The organism is Agrococcus sp. Ld7, from assembly GCF_045064095.1.
Classification (GTDB): Bacteria; Actinomycetota; Actinomycetes; order Actinomycetales; family Microbacteriaceae; genus Agrococcus.
This window is the reverse complement of the sequence record NZ_JBISGY010000037.1, coordinates 20,382-41,818: the sequence shown is the minus strand read 5'-3', so window position 1 is coordinate 41,818 and position 21,437 is coordinate 20,382. Positions and strand designations below refer to the sequence as shown.

The 21,437-nt window shown below is 63.7% G+C and carries 17 protein-coding genes and 2 pseudogenes; 9 read left to right on the top strand and 10 right to left on the bottom strand.

Going from position 1 to position 21,437, the window contains the following annotated elements; translation table 11 throughout:
* The first annotated feature begins 70 nt into the window (after positions 1-70).
* From ACJJVL_RS12595 to ACJJVL_RS12585, 3 genes are all read left to right on the top strand, one after another.
* Positions 71-589: a putative immunity protein gene (locus tag ACJJVL_RS12595; protein WP_405219157.1), complete on the top strand. Its 519-nt coding sequence runs from the start codon at positions 71-73 to the stop codon at positions 587-589.
* Between the two features lie 103 nt (positions 590-692).
* Entirely contained in the window at positions 693-1,712 is a 1,020-nt protein-coding gene (locus ACJJVL_RS12590; RefSeq protein ID WP_405219155.1) for a hypothetical protein, read from the top strand.
* 284 nt (positions 1,713-1,996) lie between these two features.
* Positions 1,997-3,451, top strand: coding sequence for a hypothetical protein (locus ACJJVL_RS12585; protein ID WP_405219153.1), 1,455 nt, complete (start codon positions 1,997-1,999; stop codon positions 3,449-3,451).
* Positions 3,452-3,589: 138 nt separating this feature from the next.
* Here the strand turns inward: ACJJVL_RS12585 and ACJJVL_RS12580 are convergent, their stop codons facing one another.
* Entirely contained in the window at positions 3,590-4,198 is a 609-nt protein-coding gene (locus ACJJVL_RS12580; protein WP_405219151.1) for a zinc-binding dehydrogenase, read from the bottom strand.
* Positions 4,199-4,263: 65 nt separating this feature from the next.
* On the opposite strand from ACJJVL_RS12580, the gene ACJJVL_RS12575 reads away from it, so the two are divergent.
* Both ACJJVL_RS12575 and ACJJVL_RS12570 read left to right on the top strand, forming a co-directional pair.
* Positions 4,264-4,755 carry a dioxygenase gene (locus ACJJVL_RS12575; RefSeq protein WP_405219149.1) on the top strand — a complete coding sequence of 164 codons (492 nt, stop codon included), beginning with the start codon at positions 4,264-4,266 and terminating at the stop codon, positions 4,753-4,755.
* Positions 4,707-5,290 (top strand): annotated as a pseudogene (locus tag ACJJVL_RS12570) (hypothetical protein). The gene ACJJVL_RS12575 and the pseudogene ACJJVL_RS12570 overlap by 49 nt, the downstream one beginning before the upstream one ends.
* A 203-nt stretch (positions 5,291-5,493) precedes the next feature.
* On the opposite strand, the gene ACJJVL_RS12565 reads toward ACJJVL_RS12570, so the two are convergent.
* The 3 genes and pseudogenes from ACJJVL_RS12565 to ACJJVL_RS12555 form a co-directional block, all read right to left on the bottom strand.
* Positions 5,494-9,318, bottom strand: coding sequence for a WD40 repeat domain-containing protein (locus ACJJVL_RS12565; protein ID WP_405219700.1), 3,825 nt, complete (start codon positions 9,316-9,318; stop codon positions 5,494-5,496).
* 423 nt (positions 9,319-9,741) lie between these two features.
* Positions 9,742-10,206 (bottom strand): annotated as a pseudogene (locus ACJJVL_RS12560) (serine protease); the annotation flags it as partial.
* Positions 10,203-10,508 carry a CU044_2847 family protein gene (locus tag ACJJVL_RS12555; protein WP_405219147.1) on the bottom strand — a complete coding sequence of 102 codons (306 nt, stop codon included), beginning with the start codon at positions 10,506-10,508 and terminating at the stop codon, positions 10,203-10,205. The pseudogene ACJJVL_RS12560 and the gene ACJJVL_RS12555, both read right to left, overlap by 4 nt.
* A gap of 445 nt (positions 10,509-10,953) precedes the next feature.
* Here ACJJVL_RS12555 and ACJJVL_RS12550 point away from each other — a divergent pair, with 445 nt between their 5' ends.
* From ACJJVL_RS12550 to ACJJVL_RS12540, 3 genes are all read left to right on the top strand, one after another.
* The gene (locus ACJJVL_RS12550; protein WP_405219146.1) at positions 10,954-11,943 is read left to right on the top strand and encodes an IS481 family transposase; all 990 of its coding nucleotides are present in this window, start codon (positions 10,954-10,956) and stop codon (positions 11,941-11,943) included.
* 182 nt (positions 11,944-12,125) lie between these two features.
* Positions 12,126-12,302, top strand: a complete 177-nt coding sequence (locus ACJJVL_RS12545; RefSeq protein ID WP_405219144.1) for a YjzC family protein — start codon at positions 12,126-12,128, stop codon at positions 12,300-12,302.
* A 223-nt stretch (positions 12,303-12,525) separates the two neighbouring features.
* Entirely contained in the window at positions 12,526-13,404 is an 879-nt protein-coding gene (locus tag ACJJVL_RS12540; protein WP_405219142.1) for a hypothetical protein, read from the top strand.
* Here ACJJVL_RS12540 and ACJJVL_RS12535 read toward each other — a convergent pair.
* The 5 genes from ACJJVL_RS12535 to ACJJVL_RS12515 form a co-directional block, all read right to left on the bottom strand.
* Entirely contained in the window at positions 13,401-13,577 is a 177-nt protein-coding gene (locus ACJJVL_RS12535; RefSeq protein WP_405219140.1) for a recombinase family protein, read from the bottom strand. The genes ACJJVL_RS12540 and ACJJVL_RS12535 overlap by 4 nt on opposite strands.
* Positions 13,578-14,195, bottom strand: a complete 618-nt coding sequence (locus ACJJVL_RS12530; RefSeq protein ID WP_405219139.1) for a hypothetical protein — start codon at positions 14,193-14,195, stop codon at positions 13,578-13,580.
* A gap of 114 nt (positions 14,196-14,309) precedes the next feature.
* Positions 14,310-15,478 (bottom strand): IS3 family transposase gene (locus ACJJVL_RS12525; protein WP_405219137.1). Its coding sequence is split into 2 segments (ribosomal slippage): positions 14,310-15,191 and positions 15,194-15,478, totalling 1,167 coding nucleotides; the frame shifts between segments, so codons are not numbered across the junction.
* Between the two features lie 235 nt (positions 15,479-15,713).
* Positions 15,714-16,934, bottom strand: coding sequence for a hypothetical protein (locus tag ACJJVL_RS12520; RefSeq protein WP_405219135.1), 1,221 nt, complete (start codon positions 16,932-16,934; stop codon positions 15,714-15,716).
* On the bottom strand, positions 16,931-17,332 hold the full coding sequence (locus ACJJVL_RS12515) for a hypothetical protein (protein ID WP_405219134.1): 402 nt from the start codon (positions 17,330-17,332) through the stop codon (positions 16,931-16,933). The genes ACJJVL_RS12520 and ACJJVL_RS12515 overlap by 4 nt, the downstream gene beginning before the upstream one ends.
* A 404-nt stretch (positions 17,333-17,736) precedes the next feature.
* On the opposite strand from ACJJVL_RS12515, the gene ACJJVL_RS12510 reads away from it, so the two are divergent.
* The gene (locus ACJJVL_RS12510; protein WP_405219133.1) at positions 17,737-20,847 is read left to right on the top strand and encodes a DUF3427 domain-containing protein; all 3,111 of its coding nucleotides are present in this window, start codon (positions 17,737-17,739) and stop codon (positions 20,845-20,847) included.
* Positions 20,848-20,856: 9 nt separating this feature from the next.
* Here ACJJVL_RS12510 and ACJJVL_RS12505 read toward each other — a convergent pair whose 3' ends face one another.
* A complete protein-coding gene (locus tag ACJJVL_RS12505) occupies positions 20,857-21,258 on the bottom strand; it encodes a (deoxy)nucleoside triphosphate pyrophosphohydrolase (RefSeq protein WP_405219131.1) in 402 nt (133 codons plus the stop codon).
* Between the last annotated feature and the right edge of the window lie 179 nt (positions 21,259-21,437).

The following is a 21,437-nucleotide window of genomic DNA, read 5'->3' as shown; positions in this document are numbered from 1 at the left end:
CTCGACCGGGTGACCGGCCCAAGCCATCCCTCCCTCGGCGCACCCAGCCGCGTCCAGCACAATTGGCCGCATGCCGATCCTGCCGAAGGAGCGCGATCTCCGCCTCATCACCGTCCGCCGCGGCGGGAGCCTGACGGATGCGCACCACCGGCTGCTCGCCCATTGGTCGGTGATGTGCGCCGAGCGCGTGCTGCCCTTGTTCGAGCGCGAGGCGCCTGGCGACGCGCAACTGCACGAGGTGCTCGAGGTGGCACGCGCCTGGATCCGCGGCGAGGTGCCGATGAAGACGGCGCATCAGGCGGCGTTCACCGCGAACAGCGCGGGTCGCGACCTGCCCGACCCTGCAAAGTTCGCCGCGCTCTCGGTGGGCCAGGCGGTGGCAGTGGCGCATGTCGCGGCGCACGATCTCGGCGCGGCTGCCTATGCGATCAGGGCCACGGCCGCGGCAGCGCCGGAGGCCGAGCGCGAGGCCGTCCGGCTGGCCGAGCGCGATTGGCAGCGCGAGCAGGTGCCTGACGAGCTGCGCGGCCTCATGCTCGAGGACCAGGCCGCCCGCAGCGCGATCTGCTGGCACGTCTTCGACGACTGAGCCACGTGCCGCGCAGCGTTCGCCACTGCGGCACTGGCCCCTCCTCGCCCGCCGGCGCTACGCTCCGAGCAGCACGCCAGCGCAGCCGAACGCAGGAGAATCCATGGCCCGCGACATGCCGCCCGAAGAAGTCGCGGCCATCCGCCGCATCGCGGCTTCGCCGACCCCGACCGAGGCGCTGTTCGAGATGCTCGGCAGCCCAGTCACACTGATGCACGACTTCGTCATCACACTGCTCGACCGGGTTCCCGACGACGACCTCCCGGGGCTCGCCGAGGCGGTCGCCCAGCACCTACCCGAAGAGGTCGCTGACGAGCTCGGGCAGCAGCTCATGCTGCAGGCGCCGCACCTGATCGACGAGCACCGCGACCGCCTCTCCGACGACGAGCCCTACCTCTGGCTCGAGCAGCGATGGGACGGCGACCGCGATCTCGTCGCCTTGCCCGCCCACCACATCGTGCTGCAGCGCGGCCTCGGCGACGTCTCCAAGCCGTGGATGAACACGCCGCCATGGCAGGCCGATCAGTGGCCGGCGCTCGAACTGCCGGACCCCACCTGGCACCCTTCGGCCCCTGCGGTCGGCGAGGGCCGCGTCGGGGGCGAGGCCGAGGGCGACTGCTCCGCCTGCGGCTGGCAGCTGCAGCGGCTGCTCGACTTCGGCACCTACCCGGGAGTCGCCGACGGCACCGTGCCGCGCGAGACATCCCTCTGCCCCCGTTTCGACTGCATGTGGGACGAGCAGTTCTTCTCGCATGCAGATGGCACGCCGAGTTCGCTGCCACGGCAGAGCAGCGGGGCCTCCGACGGCATGCCCGTGCCTGAGCCGTTGCCTGTGCTGCCCGTCACCTTCCACCCGACGCCGCCCCGCTGGCAGGTGCAGGACTGGGGCGGCAGCAACGGCAACCAGAACCTCAATCGCGTCGGCGGTGCCGGGAGCTGGATCCAGGACGCGATCTACCCGCGGTGCCTCACCTGCGACCTCCCGATGCCGCTCGTCGCACAGCTCGACGCCTCCACGCCCCTCGAGGACTCACCCGGCTGGGAGCAGTGGACCGAAGGCATCATCTACGCCTTCTGGTGCCGCAACTGTCGCGTGAGCGCGGTCACCGCCCAGCAGACCTGAAGACGAAGACGACGGATGCGTTGCAAGGCGAAGTCGTCGGATTCAGAGCGACCCTCCACGGGCAGGCGAACGGCGTGCCCGAGCACGAGCGCCGATCCGCGTCGCCGGCGGCGGCCCCGCAACCCAGAACGACCCCTTCGCCGCGCGCAGGCTCGCGAACGAGCAGACGTCTACGGTTGCATCTGGCGAGCAAGCGAGAGAACGGAGCGTCGGTGGCGAATCAGCCGGAGAGTCGCGAGCGCCGAGACCCGCGATGCTTCGTGCAGGTCAGGCAGCGTCCCAGCGTGGGCGTCGAGACCTCCACGCGCCGCGCCTGGTTGGGCCTCGAGGTGGAGGTCGGCCACGGCTACGGCGATGCGCTCTTCTCCCTGACCGAGGAGCAGTACGCTGCGCTCCTCCGACCAGAAGCGACGAGCGAGCCTCTCGAGCGCGAGTTCCGCCGCGGCGAGCATGACGCCCAGCAGCTGTTCGATCCGCGCCGTGGGTCCGTCTGGCCCGAGCAGTGGCACCCGAGCCGCACTCGGATGCTGCGGCCGAGATTTCCCGGGGAGCTCTGGTGGCACGTCGACGCCCTGGGCGCGGCAGTGGAGAGCGACCTCGGCGAGATCTCCCGCGCGCTCGCCGCGGGCACGGGGCGCGTCTCGACCGACGCCGACGGGCACGTCGACAGCCTGGCGTTCCCTCTCGTCGGCGACGGCGCCTACCCTCGCCCTGCGGCACTCATCGGGGGCCTCGACGCGGGCAGCGACCGCGAGCGGGTGCGAGCCGTGCTCGGTGAGCCCGTGGACGCATCCGATGACGTCTTCGCGATCGAAGGCATGCGGATGCGCGTCACGTTCGTCGACGACCGTCTCGTTTCGGTCGCGCTCGAGCGCGCCGAGAGCCGGCAGGTGCCCGGCGGAGCGCTGGGCGTGCTCCTCGCGGCCCTCGGGGAGCCCGAGGAGGGCCCCAGATTCCGGGCCGCGGCCCGGCTCTCGGGCGCCAGCAGGCAGCGATGGATGATGTCGTCGGGTGCCGACCGCCGCCTGCTCGTCTTCGACGACGGGGTCGAGATGCAGGTGCAGGACGATCGCGTGCTGAGCGTGCGCATCGGCCTCGGCACCGGCACGGCCGAGCCGACCTACCGTCGCGCTGCCGAGCTGCTGCCGGGGCTCGAGTGGCCGACGACACGCGCAGCGCTGCGCGAGGCGCTCGGTGATCCGGCCGACGCGCGTGACGGCACCGACCTGCGCCACTACGGCGATCGCGAGCTGCTCGTCAGCTACGGGGGCGGCCCGAGCGGCGAGGCTCCCACCGAGATCACCGCGGTGCTGCGCGGCATCACCGTCTCGCACGGGTTCAATCGCTGGCGCTCGGGCGAAGTCACCACCTACATGGATGCGCTCGGTCGCGAGGCCTCGAATCCGCTCGTCGCGCATGTGCGCGGCCTGCCGGGCGTGCAGGTGCGGATGCGCGGCGGAGTGGTCGCGAGCATCGACCTCAGCGGCGAGGGCCTCGTCGGCTTCCTCGACGGGATCGAGCGCGACCCGAGACGCAACGAGCTGCGGTTCGGCGGCCCCGCCGAGTACGGCGCGCGCGATGACCTGTGGCCGTTCTCGCAGGGCTGGGTGCACGCGCGCTCGACGTGGCTCGGCAAGGTCAAGCGCATCGTGGTGAGCGCGGCGAAGCCGGCCGGGCTCGCGGTGCGGCCATGGGAGTTCGGTCGCGACCGCATGGACGATTGGCGCGCACTGTCGTGACTCCGGTGAGCCGCATGTCCGCTTCGTGGCATCGCAGCGCGGTCAGCACATCGTCCCGCCCGCCGGTCGAGGCGGCCGACGCCATCGCTTCGTAGGGTGCGCACCTCACAGGTGCACACCCTACGTTCACTCAGACCGTCACGCGGGCAGCGTCGCGTACAACCGCCCGGCAACCTCTCCGCGCTCGAGGCGACCCAGCCCATCTGGGATCTCGTCGAAGCCGATCTCCTCTGCACGGATGACGAGGTCACCCGCGGCGATCATGTCGATGACGGCCTGCAGGTGCTCGGGCTTGCCCTGCGGCGTCGAGCCCTGCAGCGTGATCGCCCGGCTGATGAGCTCGTACGAGTTGAAGCTGAACTCCGTCTTGCCGAGGCCGACCTGCGAGACGCGGCCGCCGGGCTTGACTGCCTTGATGGCACCCGCGGTGGTCGTGCCGAATCCGGCGAAGTCCACGACCACGTCGAGGTCGAGCCCTTCGAGCTCGGAGGCATCCTTGAACACTTCGGTGACACCCTGCTCGCGCGCCGTGGCCCAGGAGGATTCCTTCGGCTCAACACCGAATACGGTCGCGCCGGCGATCACTGCGATGCGCGCGCCCGTCATGCCCAGGCCGCCGAGGCCGATGATGCCGACGCGGTCGCCCGCCTTGACGCCACCATGGATCATGACGCCGATGTAAGAGGTCACGCCAGCGTCGGTCGCCGCGGCGGCCTGGCCCCACTCGATGCCGCCGGGCAGTTTCACCCGCTGAGCCAACCCACTGCACGGGTGCCTACGCATCCGCCCATGAACCCGACGAAGGAGTCGACATGACCATCGAGACCACCGCGCCCACCTGCCCTGTGCCGATTGGTACCGCTTCGCTCCGGCCACGAGGGCACGCGCACCGTCACGGTCTCCGCCGAGCAGGCTGCGCGCGAGCAATCGCTGGTGGAGGCCGTGATCGCATCCTTCGCAAGCACAGATTCGGCTCGGCTGCGGCAACTCATGCAGGCACTCGTGCGGCACATGCACGCCTTCGCCCGCAGGTGCGTCTGTCCGAGGCGGAGTGGGAGACCGCGATCGAGTTCCTGACCAAGGCCGCCCACATCACCACCTACACCCGCCAGGCTTTCGTGCTGCCCTCCGACGCCCTCGGGCTGTCGATGCAGACGATCACGATCAATAACGAGTCCGTCGGCGACGCGACAGAGGCGACGGTCTTCGGTCGCTTCTTCGTCGACGACGCCCCCAGATCGAGAACGGCGAAGACATGGCGTTCGGCACGAACGGGCAGCCCTGCTGGGTCGAGGGTCGTGTGACCGACACCGACGGCAACCCGATCGCCGGCACTCGCATCGAGGTCTGGGAGGCAGACGACGAGGGTTTCTACGATGTGCAGTATGGCGACGGACGCATGGCCGCGCGCGCTTTCCTCTTCAGCGAAGACGACGGCAGTTACCGCTTCCGGGACATCAAGCCCACGCCCTACCCGATCCCCACGACGGGCCGGTCGGCGCAATGCTGCAGGCCGGCGGCCGGTCACCGACGCGCCCCTCGCACCTGCACTCCATGGTCTCGGCCGAGGCCCAGCGCACGCTCGTGACCCACATCTTCGTCGAGGACTGCGAGTACATGCGCAGCGATTCGGTCTTCGGTGTGAAGGAGTCGCTCATCACGCAGGTCGAGGTGCAACCGGCCGGCCCGTCCACCCCCGTCAGTCCCGACATCGGCGACGTCGACTGGGTGAGGGTGCGCTTCAACATCGTGTTGGCACCGGCGATCGACATCGGCGACGACGACGTCGCGATCGTCGCCGTCAGCCCTGGATCGTGCCAAATCGGCCCAACTTCGTGACCTGATCGAGATGATCGAGTACGAGCGGTATCGCTCACTGCCTCGTCCCCTCCGGGATCTGCATCGCCATGGTAGCAATCTTCCTTGCAACCTCGAAAGTAGCCGGCATCAAACCGGGGCCGTTTCACTGACGCAAATCCGTACCGGCATCGGCACCGGTACCTACCGGCTTTAAGACACGACGCGCGATTGTGAAAAGCAAGCTAATCGCGCTCCCGAGAAGCCCATTGCTCGGCGAACTTCGAGAAGCGTCGCCAGGCCTCGGTTCTTCGCCGCACGGGGTCAGGAACAAAGTCCGCACAAGCGACAAATTTGGACATCACTGTCGATGAGTCCCAACCAGGATCCAAACTCTGACGAACCTCGGCCAGCGAGATGAGCTGATAAGGTCGCAGCCGCGCCCAATACTCATCTCCGCTATCCAGTGCCGAGCACACCCGCTCGAACGCGTCAGGTGCTAGTAAAGTGAGTTCACGCATCATCCGATCTCGCGACAGAGCGAAAGCGTTCAAATCGGCATTCTTGGCGATCTCGCGAGCAATCGGTAGGATCCGTGACGCCGCGTTGACAACGAGATCAGGCATCACTCGATCGAATCCATGTTGGCGAAGCATGGTCAAGCGGACTAACTCGCGCTGCGCCAACCACTCGCGCTCACCGCTTGTTGAAAACATCGAGTGCATTCCGATCAATGCCGACCATACCGTCACACCGGTGTCCGCAAGCTGAAGCGCGGCCCCCGCAAGCACAACTTCATGACAAAGCGCCGCGGAACCAAGAAGCCTACCTAGAATCTGTGCCGAGTCTGAATGGCGCGGTTCGCTCAGGCGCGGCAGTAACCCACGCAAAGTTGCGTAGTCACCAATACCGAACGCAGCGTCCGTCATTAGGGACAAATCTATCGAACTGTCCGGTAGGACTGCAGCAAGCCGGGAGACTTCATTGAAAGCGCGCTTGTTAAGCATTTCGCGGGCGAGAGCGCGAATATTACCGACGGAAGTGTAGGGCCGGGGAGAAGCTGCCCCTATGGCCAGGTCGATGCTGCGCTCCGGCGACCAAAGGTCCTCGCGGATCCCCGGGTGCACCTCAAAAGCCATCACTGCTGGCCCAGAAGCCGCAAAAAGTAACCCCTTGACTTGCGCCAAAGAGGAGACCGATTCTGCAGTTGGCAGCGCGTGAATGATCTGCTGCTCGATGTTGTTGACCTGAAGTCCGGCTGCTGATCCCGACGTGATAACACCAACATCATCGCCCAAGCTCACGACTGCTAGGCCACGCACGGCTCCTGTGGCGGCAGAGACCATTCGAGGCTGGTCCCACCGTTCCGAGCGCCAGAGAGTCGTGGCGGAGTACCCGCCGGCGGCGAGATGCGTCGTGTCGCCCGTGGCGAGCACCGCCAACTTTCGTACTGCACCCCCGCGGTTACGAAGCGTAACGAGGGCATGTCCCGTGCTGTCCCAGACGACAACGCGGCCGTCGCGCCCACCCGACGCGAAACCTGGTGTCCCGTTGTAGTCGAGTGCAGCGACAGATGAGGCGTCTCGTTGATGAGCATCTGCGATCGTGGAGGGAGTTCCTGTAGGCAGGTCCCACATGTGAAGGCTTCCATCCTTGGCCCCCACGACGACTACACCAGCCGCGTCGTGCAATGCGACACTGAGCAATTTGCTTGCAGAAAATGAGTAGTTCACCACAAACTCGCCAGTGTCGGCCTTGCAAATGTTCAATTGGGACCCCGATATTGAAGCAATCAAAAGACGATCGCTCATGTTTCCTAGCGCTAGTCCGCGCACGGGTCCCTTATGCAGCGATCGACTCCTGATGTGCTGGCCGTGCTCGTCCCATTGATGCACAACGCCATTCGCATCGCCAGCCACGAAGATGGGTCTCGCGTCAACACCGGTGCCGGCGCTGACGCTTTGAATCTGGGCGCCCGCGCCACCACGACGCAAGACTTCAGTCGCACCCCGCCATATTCGACCAGTACCGTCAAGACTTCCGGAAACCACGGCCGAGCGACGACCGACCCGTCCAATCGCGAGGGCTGATATTGAATCAGAGTGGCCCCGCAGCGGACGTGATATTCGCGTCCCCTGCTCGTCAAAAATGGTGACTTCTCTGGCTGAACCGCCCACTGCGATGGCCGGCGAACCGCGCAATTCGCCAATCGAAATCGCCCGAACTGATCCACTAAGTTTATGAGCATGCCGCTGCAGCTCATTGTTCTCTTCCACCTTGATAAGTGAGACTGCACCGTTATAGCTACCGACAACTACGAGCATCGATCCGAGTGCTGGTGCCACCGCGATCGTCTTCGCGAAGTTTGAAAAGGAAACAGTCTGAATGGGGTCAGTCCGGGACCACTTCGCGAACTGCGCACGACGATTACGAGCTACAATGACAAGATTCGCTCTCGCATTAAAAGATGAGACCGACTTTCCAACACTCCAAGATTCAAGGACTTCGCCCGCCCGAGAAATCGTTTTGATGCCGGCTCGCGTTGAAATCGCGTAGGCGGACTGGTCTCCCATTACCGCAACCGCGCGCGCGCCAAACCGCCCTTCTACCAGCCAAGTTGTCTCGCATCCGCCGATATCGAGTGCCGCCACAAATTTATCCCCGCAAGCAAGTACGGAACCAGGAGTCTCGCCTCGTGCGAGACCCAGCACCATGCCGGGAAGCACGACCAAACCGAGTTGCTTCCCATACTGATCCCAGACACGAACTGTGCGGTCAGCCCCACCGGTCACAACGACCTCTTGGCCAGCGCTCGTCTCATCGATGTGGACAGCCGTGACTCCTGCGACATGCCCGATCAACTTCACATGATCGAGGTCGAGGGGAGTCCCCCACCGTGGAGTGACCGGTGCACCAAGTGGCAGACACGACGCCGAGAACGCAGCCAACCCGGCGTGCATCGCCGCGCCGCTGAGTAGGAGCCGTCGGGAAACCTCATTCATCTGAACAAGTCGAGAACCCTCATTCTCGACGAGGCGTGCCAAGGGAGAGGACAGGCTATGGATCCGCGCGTCGACGGCTTCAACAAGTCGGACGGGGTCGGCAGCTACGATAAACCCCTCGGTTTCCAACAGATCGTCGATCGCGCCATCGCCTGGCGCGTGTTCAATCGCGAAGGTTCGGGCGTAATCGTCTGCTTCTACCCATCCTCCGGCGACCGCGACATTCTGCAGAATCGATCGAAACACCATTGTCCGCGCTCTCGTGCTCGCTGTGCGCGCGAGTTCATCGGCTAGAGCCTGATGGAACAGCTGGATCCTCTGCTCACCGGACTCACCACTGGAGGCGATGAGATAGTTCGATGCGCGCGATTTTGAGAACGACTCCAGCCCCTCTTCGCTTATCGGGACACCAAGCGCCGCCGAGAAGCGTTGCCACTGAGCGATGGATATGCCGTTGCCTTTTGCCAAGGCCAGGGCGGTGAGGAGCGTCGTAGCCTGCGGCTTCGCCTTGTGTCCAAGAGAGTCGAGGTATTTGCTGAGCGCTTCACCGACACTCGTCGGAAGGGATCTCGCGTCGAAAGAACTACTCCTAGGATCAGTCACTTCGGTCGCGCCAGAGAGAGCTGTTGCAGACAGTGCAGCGACTAGGAAGTTCCCGTCTGCCATACGCGCTATCGCCTGCGCTAGGAGCTCCGCCATCTCTGGCTCTAGTCGATAGGTAATCCACGCCGCTCCTGCGGGACCAGGAAGGTCAGAGTCCTCTTGTAGAAGTGCCGAATGAGCGAAACCTTGTACGGCGCTGTCGTCCCGATAAGTACCGTCATCAAGGTCGACGACCAGGTGCGCTCTGTCATCGACGCCCAATCGCTCTGTGATGCTTTGGTGCGTTCCTATCTCCCGACGCGTCCCTACCACCACCCGGATCTTGGGCAATGCGGCAAGTTCGAGAATGTCATCACAGACCTGAAGGGCCTCTTCTGCGGTGGGGGCTTCATCAAGCGCGTCCACAAAGAGATGTAGCGGTCGATCGACCGCTTGCAGGCCACTGACGAGTTCAGCAATGCTCACCGGAGTCGGTAGTCCCACAGTGGCGGCAACGCCGTCTAGCAGTTGATACTCGGTTGCACCCCGAGCATGGAAGATAGCGCCGAAGACAGACGCTGATTCTTCAGAAATTAATGCGCTTCGCGCGACAACTGCAGACTTACCACATCCAGGAGCGCCTACAACAACGAGAGGTAGGCCAGGTGAGTTGGGACTCGTAAGATAGTCGTCCACTGCTTTGAGGGCCCGATATCGACCGCGGAAGAGATCTCCACCGCGGCGGCTGTTTCGTTGACCCCGCGCACGTCGGTCGAAGTGACCTTCGGCATCTTGCCCGATTGCGGCCCAGGGACGAGGTAGTTCCGCCCAGGCCTCTTCAATGAGGTTGCAAGGCAAGAATCGGTCGAACGCGCCTTCTTCAGATCCACTGAGAATAATCCCGATCAATCTGCCCTCGCTGTCAACGACCGGCCCACCACTTTGTCCTCGTAGCGTACCTGACCCGTCGGACCAACTCACTTGGACGAATCCGCCCGACGTAATCCCGGTAAGCCGAAAGCCTCGCCAGATACCTTGCGGGTCAGTCTCGAGTAGAGGAAAGCCGAACGCGAGCGCGTCAGCCGGCAGCCGTCGCTTAGGTGAGACAGCGATAGCCTTCGGCAAAGTTATCGAAGCAGGTACATCTATGGCGAGTACGAGCAGATCCGTACGCTCAATCCGGAGAACCTCGTCCACCTGCTGACGAGGCGAAGCGAGGAGCGATGGGAACTGGATTTCAATGCGGCGTCCGGGCGGTGCAACATGAGCAGCCGTGATGAGGCGATCCTCGGAGACAAGGATGGCCGAACCGGACAACTTGCCGTCCACAAATACGCGCGCCGTAGCCGTGGCAGCGCGATGAGTTTGAATCATTTTGCGGCGGGAGTATTCCAGACCAGCGAGAGTTTTATACTAGCTTCGACCTGTGACTTCGCAACAAACCAACCAACCTCTGCGGACAGGCCGATTCCGACTTCCATTGCGAACTCATCTGGGCTGAGTTGCGACCGAAGACTTTTGCCAGCAGCCGCTACTGCTTTTGCTATCGGAGTTAGGCCTTCAACGGCTTCGATCGCCGCCTCCGCAACCCCGCCATGCTGCTCCACGAACGAGGTGTCGGTCGTCTCGAAAAGCACTTCCGTGCCGTCCTCCGTGCGAAATGAAGCGAACTGCATCAGAAGTCCTTCCAGCGGTGCCACCTGCCGGGTGGGCGAGTGCCCCAATAATAGGCATACACGGTCCCGGCGGGGCCAGCTGTGGGACGCGACAAGCTGGCGCGAGTTTCAGGAGCGCTGACTTGTTCCTCCGGCTTGAGGAGAGGACCGACGGATGCGCTCAACTGGGGATGGAGCTCTCCCACCTATGTAGGGCGAGGCCAGTCCACAGCTCGCGCCCCTCGGGACGCCGTTCCGAGCGGCATCCCGAGGGGCGTTCTCGCGGGTCGGGGTCGCGCACAGTGCGCGTCGCACGAGGTCGAGGTCGAGTTCGAAGTCGACACATATATCAGGCGAAGCTGGCGGCTAGTTGTTCTTCCCCGGGAGGTTGTGAGGGCGTGAACTGAGCGAAGGCCTCCATGGAGGATGTGGGTAACCACACTCACGTCCAACCACGGAGACCTTCATGACTCACGCTAACGCCCCTTTCGCCGAGCTCGGCAGACTCAAGCTCGCGCAGCTCGTCGTCGACGATGGTTGGCCCGTCGAACGGGTCGCGGACCGATTCCAGTGCGCGTCCGGCACGGTCCGCCGCTGGGCCGCACGGTACCGAGCGGGCGAGCCGATGACGGACCGCTCCTCGCGGCCGCTCTCGTCGCCGCATCGGACACCGACACGGCTGGAGCGGCGGATCATCGCGCTGCGCTTCACCCGTCGCTGGGGACCGCACCGGATCGGCTACCACCTGGGCATCGCCCGCTCGACGGTCGGGCGCGTGCTGGCGAGGTTCAAGATGCCGCTGCTGCGCGCCATCGACCAGGCCACCGGACTGCCGGTGCGGAAGGCCAAGCCCGTCCGCTACGAGATGTCACGACCGGGCGAGCTGGTGCATGTCGACATCAAGAAGCAGGGCCGGATCCCAGACGGCGGCGGGCATCGCAAGCTCGGCCGCACGGCCGGCAACCGCAACAACGGCAAGCGGGGGCTCGGCTACGCGTACCTGCATCACGCGGTCGACGATCACACGCGCGTCGGCTATTCCGAGAGCCTCGACGACGAGAAGAAGGAGACCGCCGCCGGCTTCTGGCAGCGCGCGAACGCGCACTTCGCCTCGATCGGCATCGAAGTCACCGCGGTGATGACCGACAACGGCGCCTGCTACCGCTCCCACGCCTTCAAAGACACGCTCGGCGAGGACATCAAGCACCGCCGCACACGCCCATACCGGCCGCAAACCGACGGCAAGGTCGAGCGCTTCAACCGCACCCTCGAAGAGGAATGGGCCTACGCGAAGACCTACCGCTCAGAACCCGAACGCATCGCCGACTACCCGACCTGGCTGCATCACTACAACGACGGTGTTCCTAGATCAGAGTTCAAAACGCTCGAAGTTGTCCAGAGACTGCGGCACACGCCCAATGATCCCAGCATTGAACTACAACGCTGTCATTCATAGCCGGTAGACTCGTGCACGACCGAAAGACCCCGGAGCACAAGGCTTCGGGGAAGAAGCAATGGCAGTCCAGGGCCGGCCGTTACTGGGAAGGCAACGACACGACCCTAGACCCGACCCCGAGCCGTCGACGAACCTCGTCGGCGTGTCGGCGCCGGAGACTGCCTCGGTCGGAAGGGCCAGAGATGGCAAGCAAGAATGTCGTGAAGCCGGGTCAGAAGACCCCGGTGAGTGGTCAGTACCTCGAGGTCGGTCCGCGCGGCGGTCGCACCAAGAACGAAGTCACGGCGGTGAAGGGCAAGCCGATGCGACCCACTTCGAAGTCGGGCAACGGCTACATCCTGGTGGATAAGACCAAGTAAGAACTCGGTCACCCTGGGCCGGGGCGCACCCGGCCCAGGGTTGCCCACTTCGAGAGACAACAGCATGAATCGACAGAACTCCTCACCGCACGTACCCTGGTATCACCGGGGCCTCTGGGCGGGGCTCATCAGCGGACCCATTTGGGCCGTCCTCTCATACCTCGGTGGCCTGGTCGGCCCGGCTCTCTTCACGGAAAGCGTCGACCCTAGGGCGTACGCGGCAGTGACAGGACTGATCCTGATCGTGCTGGCGTTCATCATCGGCCCGATCAGGCGCTGGTGGCTCGCGTTCTTTCGCAGGCTTCTGAGCGTGCGAATCACGACGTCCGGGCGCATCGCGATGAAGGTTCAGAACGCGCTAAGCGAGAGACCCACGCACGACGAGGTGAAGGCCGCATTCAAGCGCGGACAGAGCCTGGGCCGCGTCAGCATGCGCTCGGAGATTAACGAGCTCCAGGACACCATCGATGAGCGCGACGGCGCCCTGGCCAAGGCGAAGCAACGAATCGCGGACCAGGACCTTCGCCTCGCTGACGCTCGCCGGAACGTCCGGAAGGCGGAGTCGGGGACAGCGAACGCGGCCCAGCTGATTAGCAGCCTTCGAGAAGAACGCGACCAGATGCGTCACCGCGCACTTGCTGGTGAGCGCGCGGCGAAGAACTCAGAAGAGAGCATCACGAAACTTCGTAGCGAAGTCCAGCGCGCACACAACGAAGGCCTGTCCGAAGGACGTGAACTGGGACGGCAGATAGCAGCCGCGCGCGCGGCCAAGGAGACGCGATTGCCGCGTCCGGCTCCGCGTTGGAGTGTCGAGCGCGTCGGGCCGACTCACTGGGCGTTGCGAAATCTCGTTCCGCGCAGCATCGCGCGTGAGGTACGGATCGAGTCCGACAGTGACCTCACGATCGTTGACGCCGGCCACTGGCCGGATCTGTCTCCTGCAGGCAAGCCAGCGGCGGAGGGACTCTTCCAGGGCCACGTCACGTCAAGCGGCCTGGCATTCGGGGTCAAGTTCACGATCACGTGGTACGACGAGGCAGGCAAGGCGCACCAGGGGTCGACCTACATGAAGGGCTCGGACGAAGCGGTCCAACTGGCTTAGCAGTGCCCCCGTTCAGGAAGCCTGCCGGCAAGCACGGCCTGAACGGTCTGATGCGTCCACGATGCTGCACACTGAGCAGTCGGCATGGCACCCGCGGTCAGGTCACGAGCGATGGCGCGTGTCGACATTCTTTCGCTCGCCTCGCGCAGGATGGAGCGAGTACCGCGCGACACCTAGTCGGCGGAAGCCGTTGACTCTTCCTCAGCTGTATTGGAAACATGCCCGATGTCATGCATGCGAAGGAACAGCGGCATGGTAATCCGACCGATGCGAGCCTGCAGGCTTTCCAACCAGGCGACGAAAGCTGCGACGTCGACGTCGATGCCAAGCGAGTGGAGCGTGCCAGTCGTCGGGTCGTAGTTCAGATAGCGCCTCGTATCCTTCAGGAGCACTCCCCCGCCGCCCCACGCAAGCAGCGGCGCTGTCGGGTTATCGAGGTACAGCTCCTCCATCCGTTCGTCAACGTGTGCGAGGTCGTTCCGGATGCTGTCCAGCTGGCTGAATTCCGCTTCGGGCAGCCCTAACAAGTGCCGCAAGTCACGGGCGCGATTCGGAAATGCACTTGCGACGGGCTTCCTCCCGCGGCCGGGAGACGGCCAAAAGAAGTCGCCCACTACGCCTGCGGAAAACAGGAACGCCGATGCGGTTTCAGGAGAATAGGTACCCCCGATTATCTTTTGGCCCGCCGTGCTCCCCACAGCGACCTGTGGAGCGAGTTGCGAGACCAGGAGGAAGAGCAACTCTCCGGGCGTGTTGATGGTCTGCCACTCGACATGCCAAGTGTCCGTCATGCAAGCACGCTATCTCTGCTTCGACGCAGCCATGCGGCCTGGCATGGTATATGGGAGCTGAAGACCTCCTTCGCGCCTCGCTGGGTCTGCTGCACGAGTAGGTGACAGTTTCGGTTAGGCCGCAAGGGCCAGGTTCTTGGTCATGATGGTCTCGTACTCGACGGGCGTCAAACGGCCAAGGCGTGGCTGCCGGCGGCGTCGGTGGTAGGTCCGCTCGATCCAGGTGACGATCGCGATGCGCAGCTCTTCCCGGGTGGTCCACGCCCGCCGGTCGAGGACGTTCTTCTGCAGCAATGAGAAGAACGACTCCTTTGCGGCGTTGTCGCCGGCCGCGCCGACCCTGCCCATCGATCCGACCATGCGGTGACGGGCCAGCGCGCGGATCGCCTTCCGGGAGCGGAACTGGCTTCCTCGGTCGCTGTGCACCACGCAACCGGCGACGTCGCCGCGCAGCGCGGCCGCGTTGTTGACGGCGTTCACGACCAGCCGGGACTTCATCCGCGAGTCGATCGAGTAGCCGACGATCTTGTTGCTGAACACGTCCTTGACCGCGCAGAGGTAGAGCTTGCCCTCAGCGGTGCAGTGCTCGGTGATGTCGGTCAACCAGAGCCGGTTAGGAGCATCGGCAACGAACTCGCGCTGCACGAGATCGTCGTGGACGGGCGGGCCGGCCTTCTTGCCGTTCCCGCGCGCCTTGCGCTTGCCGAACGCCGACCACCAGCCGTGCCGTGACGCGATCCGCCACGCCGTCCGGTCGGCCATCGGCTCCCCAGCGTCTCGGGCCTCATCGGCCAGCAGACGATGTCCGAACTCGGGATCGTCGCGGTGAGCGTCGAACAGCGCGTCCGCACGATACGCCTCCACCAGGTCAGCGGCCGTGACGGGGTTGGCGAGCCAGCGGTAGTAGGGCTGGCGGGAGAGCTTCAGCACCCGGCACGTCACCGCAACGGGGACCCCGTCGGCGGCGAGCTCTCTCACGAGCGGGTAGGTCATTTTCCCGGCAGATGCGCCTGTGCGAAGTACGCGGCCGCGCGGCGCAGCACCTCGTTCTCCTGCTCCAGCAGCCGCACGCGCTTGCGCAGCGCACGCGCCTCGTCCGCTTCGGCCTTGGTCGCGCCAGGCCTCGCGCTGACTTCGATCGCGGCCTGGCGGACCCAGTTCTGCAGACAGGTCTCGCTGATCCCGAAGTCGGCCGCGATCTGACGCAACGGAACACCGGGCTCGCGGTTCTGAGCGACGCGCACGACGTCCTCACGGAACTCGCGCGGGTAGGGCTTGGGCATGATGACATCCTCCCAGCGGCACCTCACGGCACCACAGATCAGGTGTCACCTATCCGTGCAGCAGACCCGCTGACCACCCACGACTGAGTCGTTACGGCTTAGAACGCCGCGCCCGCAGCGACACGCGGCTGGTATGACCCACACTCAACGGCGAAGGTCCACCCAACGACAGGCGGGGTCGCGTACCTCGATGACGGTTGTGGGTCCGGATTCGGCCAGAGAACCTTGCTGTCGTTCAGACGGGCGAGGCGGCGACGAAAGGAGCGATCCGCTCCAGTCGATATTGCATTCGATCGCTCTCGTCCCCCGTGAATTGCGTTACGGAGAGGATTGTCGCGGTTACGAAACTCTCGTCGCCGACCTTGAGACCGTTCGCGTCAGCCGCAGCCCCTTCGGTCATGTAGCCAGCAAACCTGTCGGCCGTGGCGAGGTCGGTAATCTCAAAGCGATTCGTGCGCGTATTGAGCCCCACCAGCGCACCCCGGCGAACCTCGATTGTGTCTTCCTGAGGCTTGACCTGGGCGATCGCCCGCGCTGCCTCGCGGACCTGCTGTGCCGTGACCGTTGTCGCTTCGACCGCCTGCGAGAGGGCCTTGGCCGTCCACAGGGTGACACCGCTGCCGACCTCGGTGAGAGGCTTCAGCAGGTCGACGAATCGGTTTCGCACGCGAGATCCACCACCTTGAAGCCGACTAATCAGCTCGGATTTGTCTGGTTCCGCCGCTGCGCGAAGCATGCCGTTCAGGTCATCGAACACTTGAAACGTAATCTCCGTAGGCTCAAGCATGCGATCGCGAGAGTCAATGGCGAAGATGAGCACAAATGATGCAGCCTTCAAACCGATCACGGCGGGCTGCATGTCCTGGAGCACCTGCGCCGTAGCAGAGTGCTTACGCGCGAGTGCTTCGATCTCCTTGTGAAGTGCAACTTGCAGTTCGCCCGCCTGCTTCGCGGGGAACTGAGTTGTATGGTCACCGGCGGATTCGACCTCGATCGCAAAGATCGTGCGCCGCTGGGCTGCTGAGAGGGCGACGAGGTAATCGGCTTCGTAGCGCTCCACGGTGTCAGTGGGGAGATCCAGTAATGCCCGCTCTGTGGGCAGCCACCGCTCGGGCAGGTCACTTCCTCTCATGGACGAGATCTCAGCACGCATCGATCCGTGATCGTCGCTCCAACGCCAAGTGATCAGGCTCAGCCGGTTCCAGTTGGCCTCGGTGAAGACCTCTCGGAACGGCACCAAGCCTCCCCGCACCGCGCGGAATCGCTCGCCGCTCACGCCCACTGCCAGCGTGGAACGGGTGCCTTGATCTTCGTCTTCATCGACCGTGTTGACAAAGTAATAGAGGTCTGGGATGTCGCGTGAGCGCAGCGCGAAAGTGAGCGGACCCTGGTAGTAGACGTATGTCTCGACGAGGTCGAAAGGGGCACCGAAGAGATCGAGATTCTCGTAGTTCATTCCGAACACTTCGCTTCGATGACCGTCGCGGCTGGGATCAGGTCATATGGATCCGTCCACCAGTCGTGGTGGCTGTCGCCCAGATCGGCAGGTGTGTGCTTCAGCCACCCATCTTCCTGCCCCACCGAGACTTCGGCGATCGCCTTCCTGCGGGTCCAGGGGGCGATGTCGCGCGCACGGTAGAGGTCTCCTACGTCCTTGAAGACCGAGAGAGCGTTCGCGTCGATGTTCGAAGTCTGGCCCGCATAGTCCCCCGTCCGCTTCTCGTACGGGCGCTGCCAAGTCATGCGTCCTGTGGCGTCGCCGGGCTTCAAGTTGCCTTCGGCCAGCACGAAGAAGTCTCCCTCCATCGGGAATGTGTCATCAGGCGGACAGCCCTGGGGGAAATCAACAATCACTAGAGCAGTCAACCGGAAGATCGCTCATCACATCTACCGTCAGCGGCCCACAAGCCGGTTTTGCCTCGGGCTGGTTCGCTTCTCTGATGCGGCTGGCACCCAGCATCCGTACACGACGATGAGCCCGAAAACGAGGGAGCCGACCGCTTCGACCGCATCCGGCATGTGATTGCATGTCCGACTCCACCGGCGAGGTGCGTGGCTCTCTCAACGCTGAGCCCCCAGCGCGCGCGGGTGCGCGTGCCAGCGACCGTCGGTGGTGCCGTTCCGGCAGCAGCTGGCACGAGCGCGTCCAGATCGAGCTCGGTTTGCCCGCACAGCTCTGGCAGCAACCTTCGCCTCGTGCCGCAGCCTCCGAAGCAGATGCGAGGATGTGGGAAGTCGATCCGTAGGGGAGCCGTAATTTGGACGACGTTGCGTTTGGAGTTCACGACTCGCTGCTGACCACAGAGCTGCGCAGTTCACTAGGTGAGCTATCTGAGGAGTTCGCGCAGGCGCGGTTCGGTTTGCTTGAACCTGCGACACTCACTGATCGCCTAACGCGGCACATCAGTGTTGCCGTCTCGCGACACTTGCACGGACTTGACAGCGACAGTGACCGTGTCGCTGCAGCGAACGCGATCATTGCCGGGCTTGACCTTGACGCCGTCGTGACGAGTGGAGACGAGGTTCTCGCAGGGATCGTCCGCCCGGTTAACACGTTCCGAGATGTGGACGTTTCTCGTCGGCCCCAGATTGGCTTCCACGACAACGCCCTCATCACGAACGCACCGAAGGAACCGAGTCTCGCCTCGCAGTTGAATTCGGAGTTTGCCACAGCCGAGAGCGTCGATCTGCTGTGCGCATTCGTGAAATTCTCTGGCATACGGCTCATCGAAAAAGACCTTCGTCGCGCAGTCGAGCGGGGTGCCCGAGTCCGCGTCATCACGTCGACCTATCTCGGGGCATCTGACCCGGCTGCAATCAATCACCTGACCAACTTGGGCGCAGAAGTGCAGGTCAACTACAACACCGCATCCACCCGACTCCACGCGAAGGCTTGGCTGTTCGACCGTCATGGGAGCCTCTCGACTGCATACATCGGCAGCAGCAACCTCTCTTCCGCAGCGATCGTTGATGGACTCGAGTGGAATGTCCGCCTCTCGGACTCCACTAATCACGACCTCGTCCGCAAGTTCCGCGCGACTTTTGAGTCGTACTGGAACGACAGCGCGTTCGAACGCTACGACCCAGCTATCGACTCGAAGCGGTTGAACGATGCTGTCGCCGCTGCGCGTGGGTACGGTGAGCCGCGCTTCGGCTTCGACAATTCCGCAGACACTCTCCCGGCACTCGACATCACTGCACTCCCCCATCAGATGGAGATCCTTGAGGACCTTGCCGGGGAACGTCTGCGCGGGAATCATCGCAACCTGGTCGTCGCGGCGACCGGAACTGGCAAGACCGTGGTCGCTGCGCTCGACTATCGACGACTGTCACTTGAAAACGGCGGACGACGGCCCAGACTCCTCTTCGTCGCTCATCGACGGGAAATCTTGCACCAAGCCCGGGCGACTTTTCGCGCTGTACTCCGCGACGGCAGCTTCGGCGAGATCCTCATGGGCGAACTGCGACCAACCGACTTCGAACATGTCTTCGCGAGTGTGCAATCTCTTCACGAGGAGCGACTGAAAACGATTGATCGCGACCAGTTTGAGGTCGTGATCCTCGACGAGGCACACCACGTAGCAGCACCGGGATGGCGACTCGCTGCCAACCACTTCCGATCCTCCGAGCTCGTTGGCTTGACAGCTACCCCGGAGCGTGGGGACGGACAGTCCATCCTTGATATTTTCGAAGGCCGAGTTGCCAGCGAGCTCCGCCTTTGGGATGCATTCAGCTCAGACCTTCTTGCACCGTTCCATTACTTCGGAATCGCAGACGACGTGGACCTGTCCAGCGTGCGTTGGACGAAAGGTGGCTACGACGCGAGGGAGCTGTCCGCGACGCTCGCAACAAATGCGCCGCGCGCAACAAAGATCATCGAAGCCACACATCGCTACCTCGGCGACACGTCCGCGATGAAGGCCCTGGCGTTCTGCGTCTCGGTAGAACATGCAACTTACATGCACCAGGCATTCACCGCTGCTGGCTACCGGAGCGTCACAGTTGTCGGCGACACGCCTCGTGCCGAGAGAGAGAGCGCCGTGCAGCGATTGCGCCGAGGAGAGGTCCAGATCATCTGCTGCGTTGACGTCTTCAACGAAGGCGTGGACATTCCCGAGGTTGACACCGTGCTCTTTCTCAGGCCGACGGAGAGTGTCACAGTTTTCCTGCAACAACTCGGCCGCGGTCTGCGACGCGCCCCGGGCAAAGCTGTCCTCACAGTGCTCGACTTCGTGTCGAAGCAGTCGGAGCGATTCTCCTACGCGGAGCGCTTCCGAGCTCTCACCGGCGTCGGCCGCCGACACATTGAGCGTGAAGTCACCCACGGATTCCCGACAGCTCCGCCCGGTAGCCAGATCATCCTCGACCGGGAATCTCAGGAGACCGTATTGGAGAACGTCCGCCGAGGGATCCGAGCGAGCAAGAAGACGATGGCTGCCGATCTGCGAGAGCTTGGATCGCCACGGCTCAAGCCCTTCCTTTCTGACAGTGGATGGCATGTGGAGGACGTCTACCGGAGCAAAGGCACATGGACCGACTTGCAACGTCTTGCTCGTCGAGAAGAGAGCACGATCGAGACTCGCACACGAGAGCTTCTGAGCCGTGTGCGCGCGCTTGCCCATGTAGATGACCCCGAACGAGCGGATGCCTATTCGCGCATCCTTAGGGGTGAAGCTGGCCACTACGACGACATGAATCCGCGCGACAGCGTGTTTGCGGAGATGCTCTTCTTCTCGGTGTGGCCGGGTAACACACCGCGTCACGACTCGTTTGAGGCCGGCTTGTCAACGCTTCGAGCGGATCGGCTACTAGTGGATGAAGTCTTGAACTTGCTCGAGGCAACGGTGGCCGAGAGCCACCTTGGAAACACGCCGGCGATCCGAGGTCGTGGACACCTCGCCCTCGCACTACACGCTAGGTATTCACGCGAGGAAATCCTCACAGCGATCCGCTACTCCAAGTTCGACGCCCGCAAACCCAACTCAATGAGGGAAGGTGTCGTCTTCTCGACGGACGAGCAACTCGATGCGTTCCTCGTGACCCTAGTGAAAGCTGAGAGCCAATTCTCGCCGACGACCATGTACAACGACTACGCGATCAGTCCTTCGCTGTTCCATTGGGAATCGCAGGCTGGGACCCGGGCGGCAAGTCCTACAGGGCAGCGCTACATCCGCCATGAGGAACAGGGGTCAGCGGTCTCCCTCTTCGTCCGCGAGGAGAAGGAGGGCGTGATCGGCACCAGTCCATATGTTTGCCTAGGTAGCGCCCACTATGCGAGTCACGAAGGAGAGCGCCCCATGGCCATCAAGTGGAAGCTGGACGCTCCAATGCCTACATCGCTCCACCGACTGGCAGCCGCGGTGGGCTGATGAGTACGGTCAGCGGACACGAGTGAAGTTGGACCGGATTCGGCGCACTGCTGGCACATCAGCGGGCGCCCACTCAAGTGTTTCAAGGTCGTGCGGCGCACGCCACATCACGGCGGAGTGCTCGGTGAGCTTCGGCTCGCCAGCAATTAGGTAGCAGTAGAACGTCGTCAGCATGACAACGCCGAAGTCGTACTCATGCGTCGTCGTCTCGACATGATCGCCGACCTCCACCCTGCACCTGAGCTCTTCATCGATCTCGCGTTCTAATGCGTCCTGCGGCGTTTCGCCGGGTTCGATCTTGCCTCCGGGAAACTCCCACATGCCTTGCAGTGTGCCTGGGCCTCGCTGCACACAAAGGATCTCGCCATCGCGGACGATGACAGCTCCCACAACGTTGATCTGCTTCTTCACGGACGCCTCCCCCGTTTGCTCTCCACCCTAGGCCGAGCTAGTGACTTGGTTCCGATACGCCGCGCGTTGCGCGGCCACTCATCCGGCGGAGCGCGGCCAGCGGCGAGCGTCACGGGACGTCACATGCTCGCACTTGCAACGCATCCGCGAGACAATGTCTGATAGCCCGTCGTCGGAGA

Coding starts and splice junctions, on each gene's coding strand:
- ACJJVL_RS12595 (WP_405219157.1), top strand. CDS start 71: ATGCCGATCCTGCCGAAGGAGCGCGATCTCCGCCTCATCACCGTCCGC.
- ACJJVL_RS12590 (WP_405219155.1), top strand. CDS start 693: ATGGCCCGCGACATGCCGCCCGAAGAAGTCGCGGCCATCCGCCGCATC.
- ACJJVL_RS12575 (WP_405219149.1), top strand. CDS start 4,264: ATGACCATCGAGACCACCGCGCCCACCTGCCCTGTGCCGATTGGTACC.
- ACJJVL_RS12555 (WP_405219147.1), bottom strand. CDS start 10,508: ATGCAGTTCGCTTCATTTCGCACGGAGGACGGCACGGAAGTGCTTTTC.
- ACJJVL_RS12550 (WP_405219146.1), top strand. CDS start 10,954: ATGACTCACGCTAACGCCCCTTTCGCCGAGCTCGGCAGACTCAAGCTC.
- ACJJVL_RS12545 (WP_405219144.1), top strand. CDS start 12,126: ATGGCAAGCAAGAATGTCGTGAAGCCGGGTCAGAAGACCCCGGTGAGT.
- ACJJVL_RS12530 (WP_405219139.1), bottom strand. CDS start 14,195: ATGACGGACACTTGGCATGTCGAGTGGCAGACCATCAACACGCCCGGA.
- ACJJVL_RS12520 (WP_405219135.1), bottom strand. CDS start 16,934: ATGAACTACGAGAATCTCGATCTCTTCGGTGCCCCTTTCGACCTCGTC.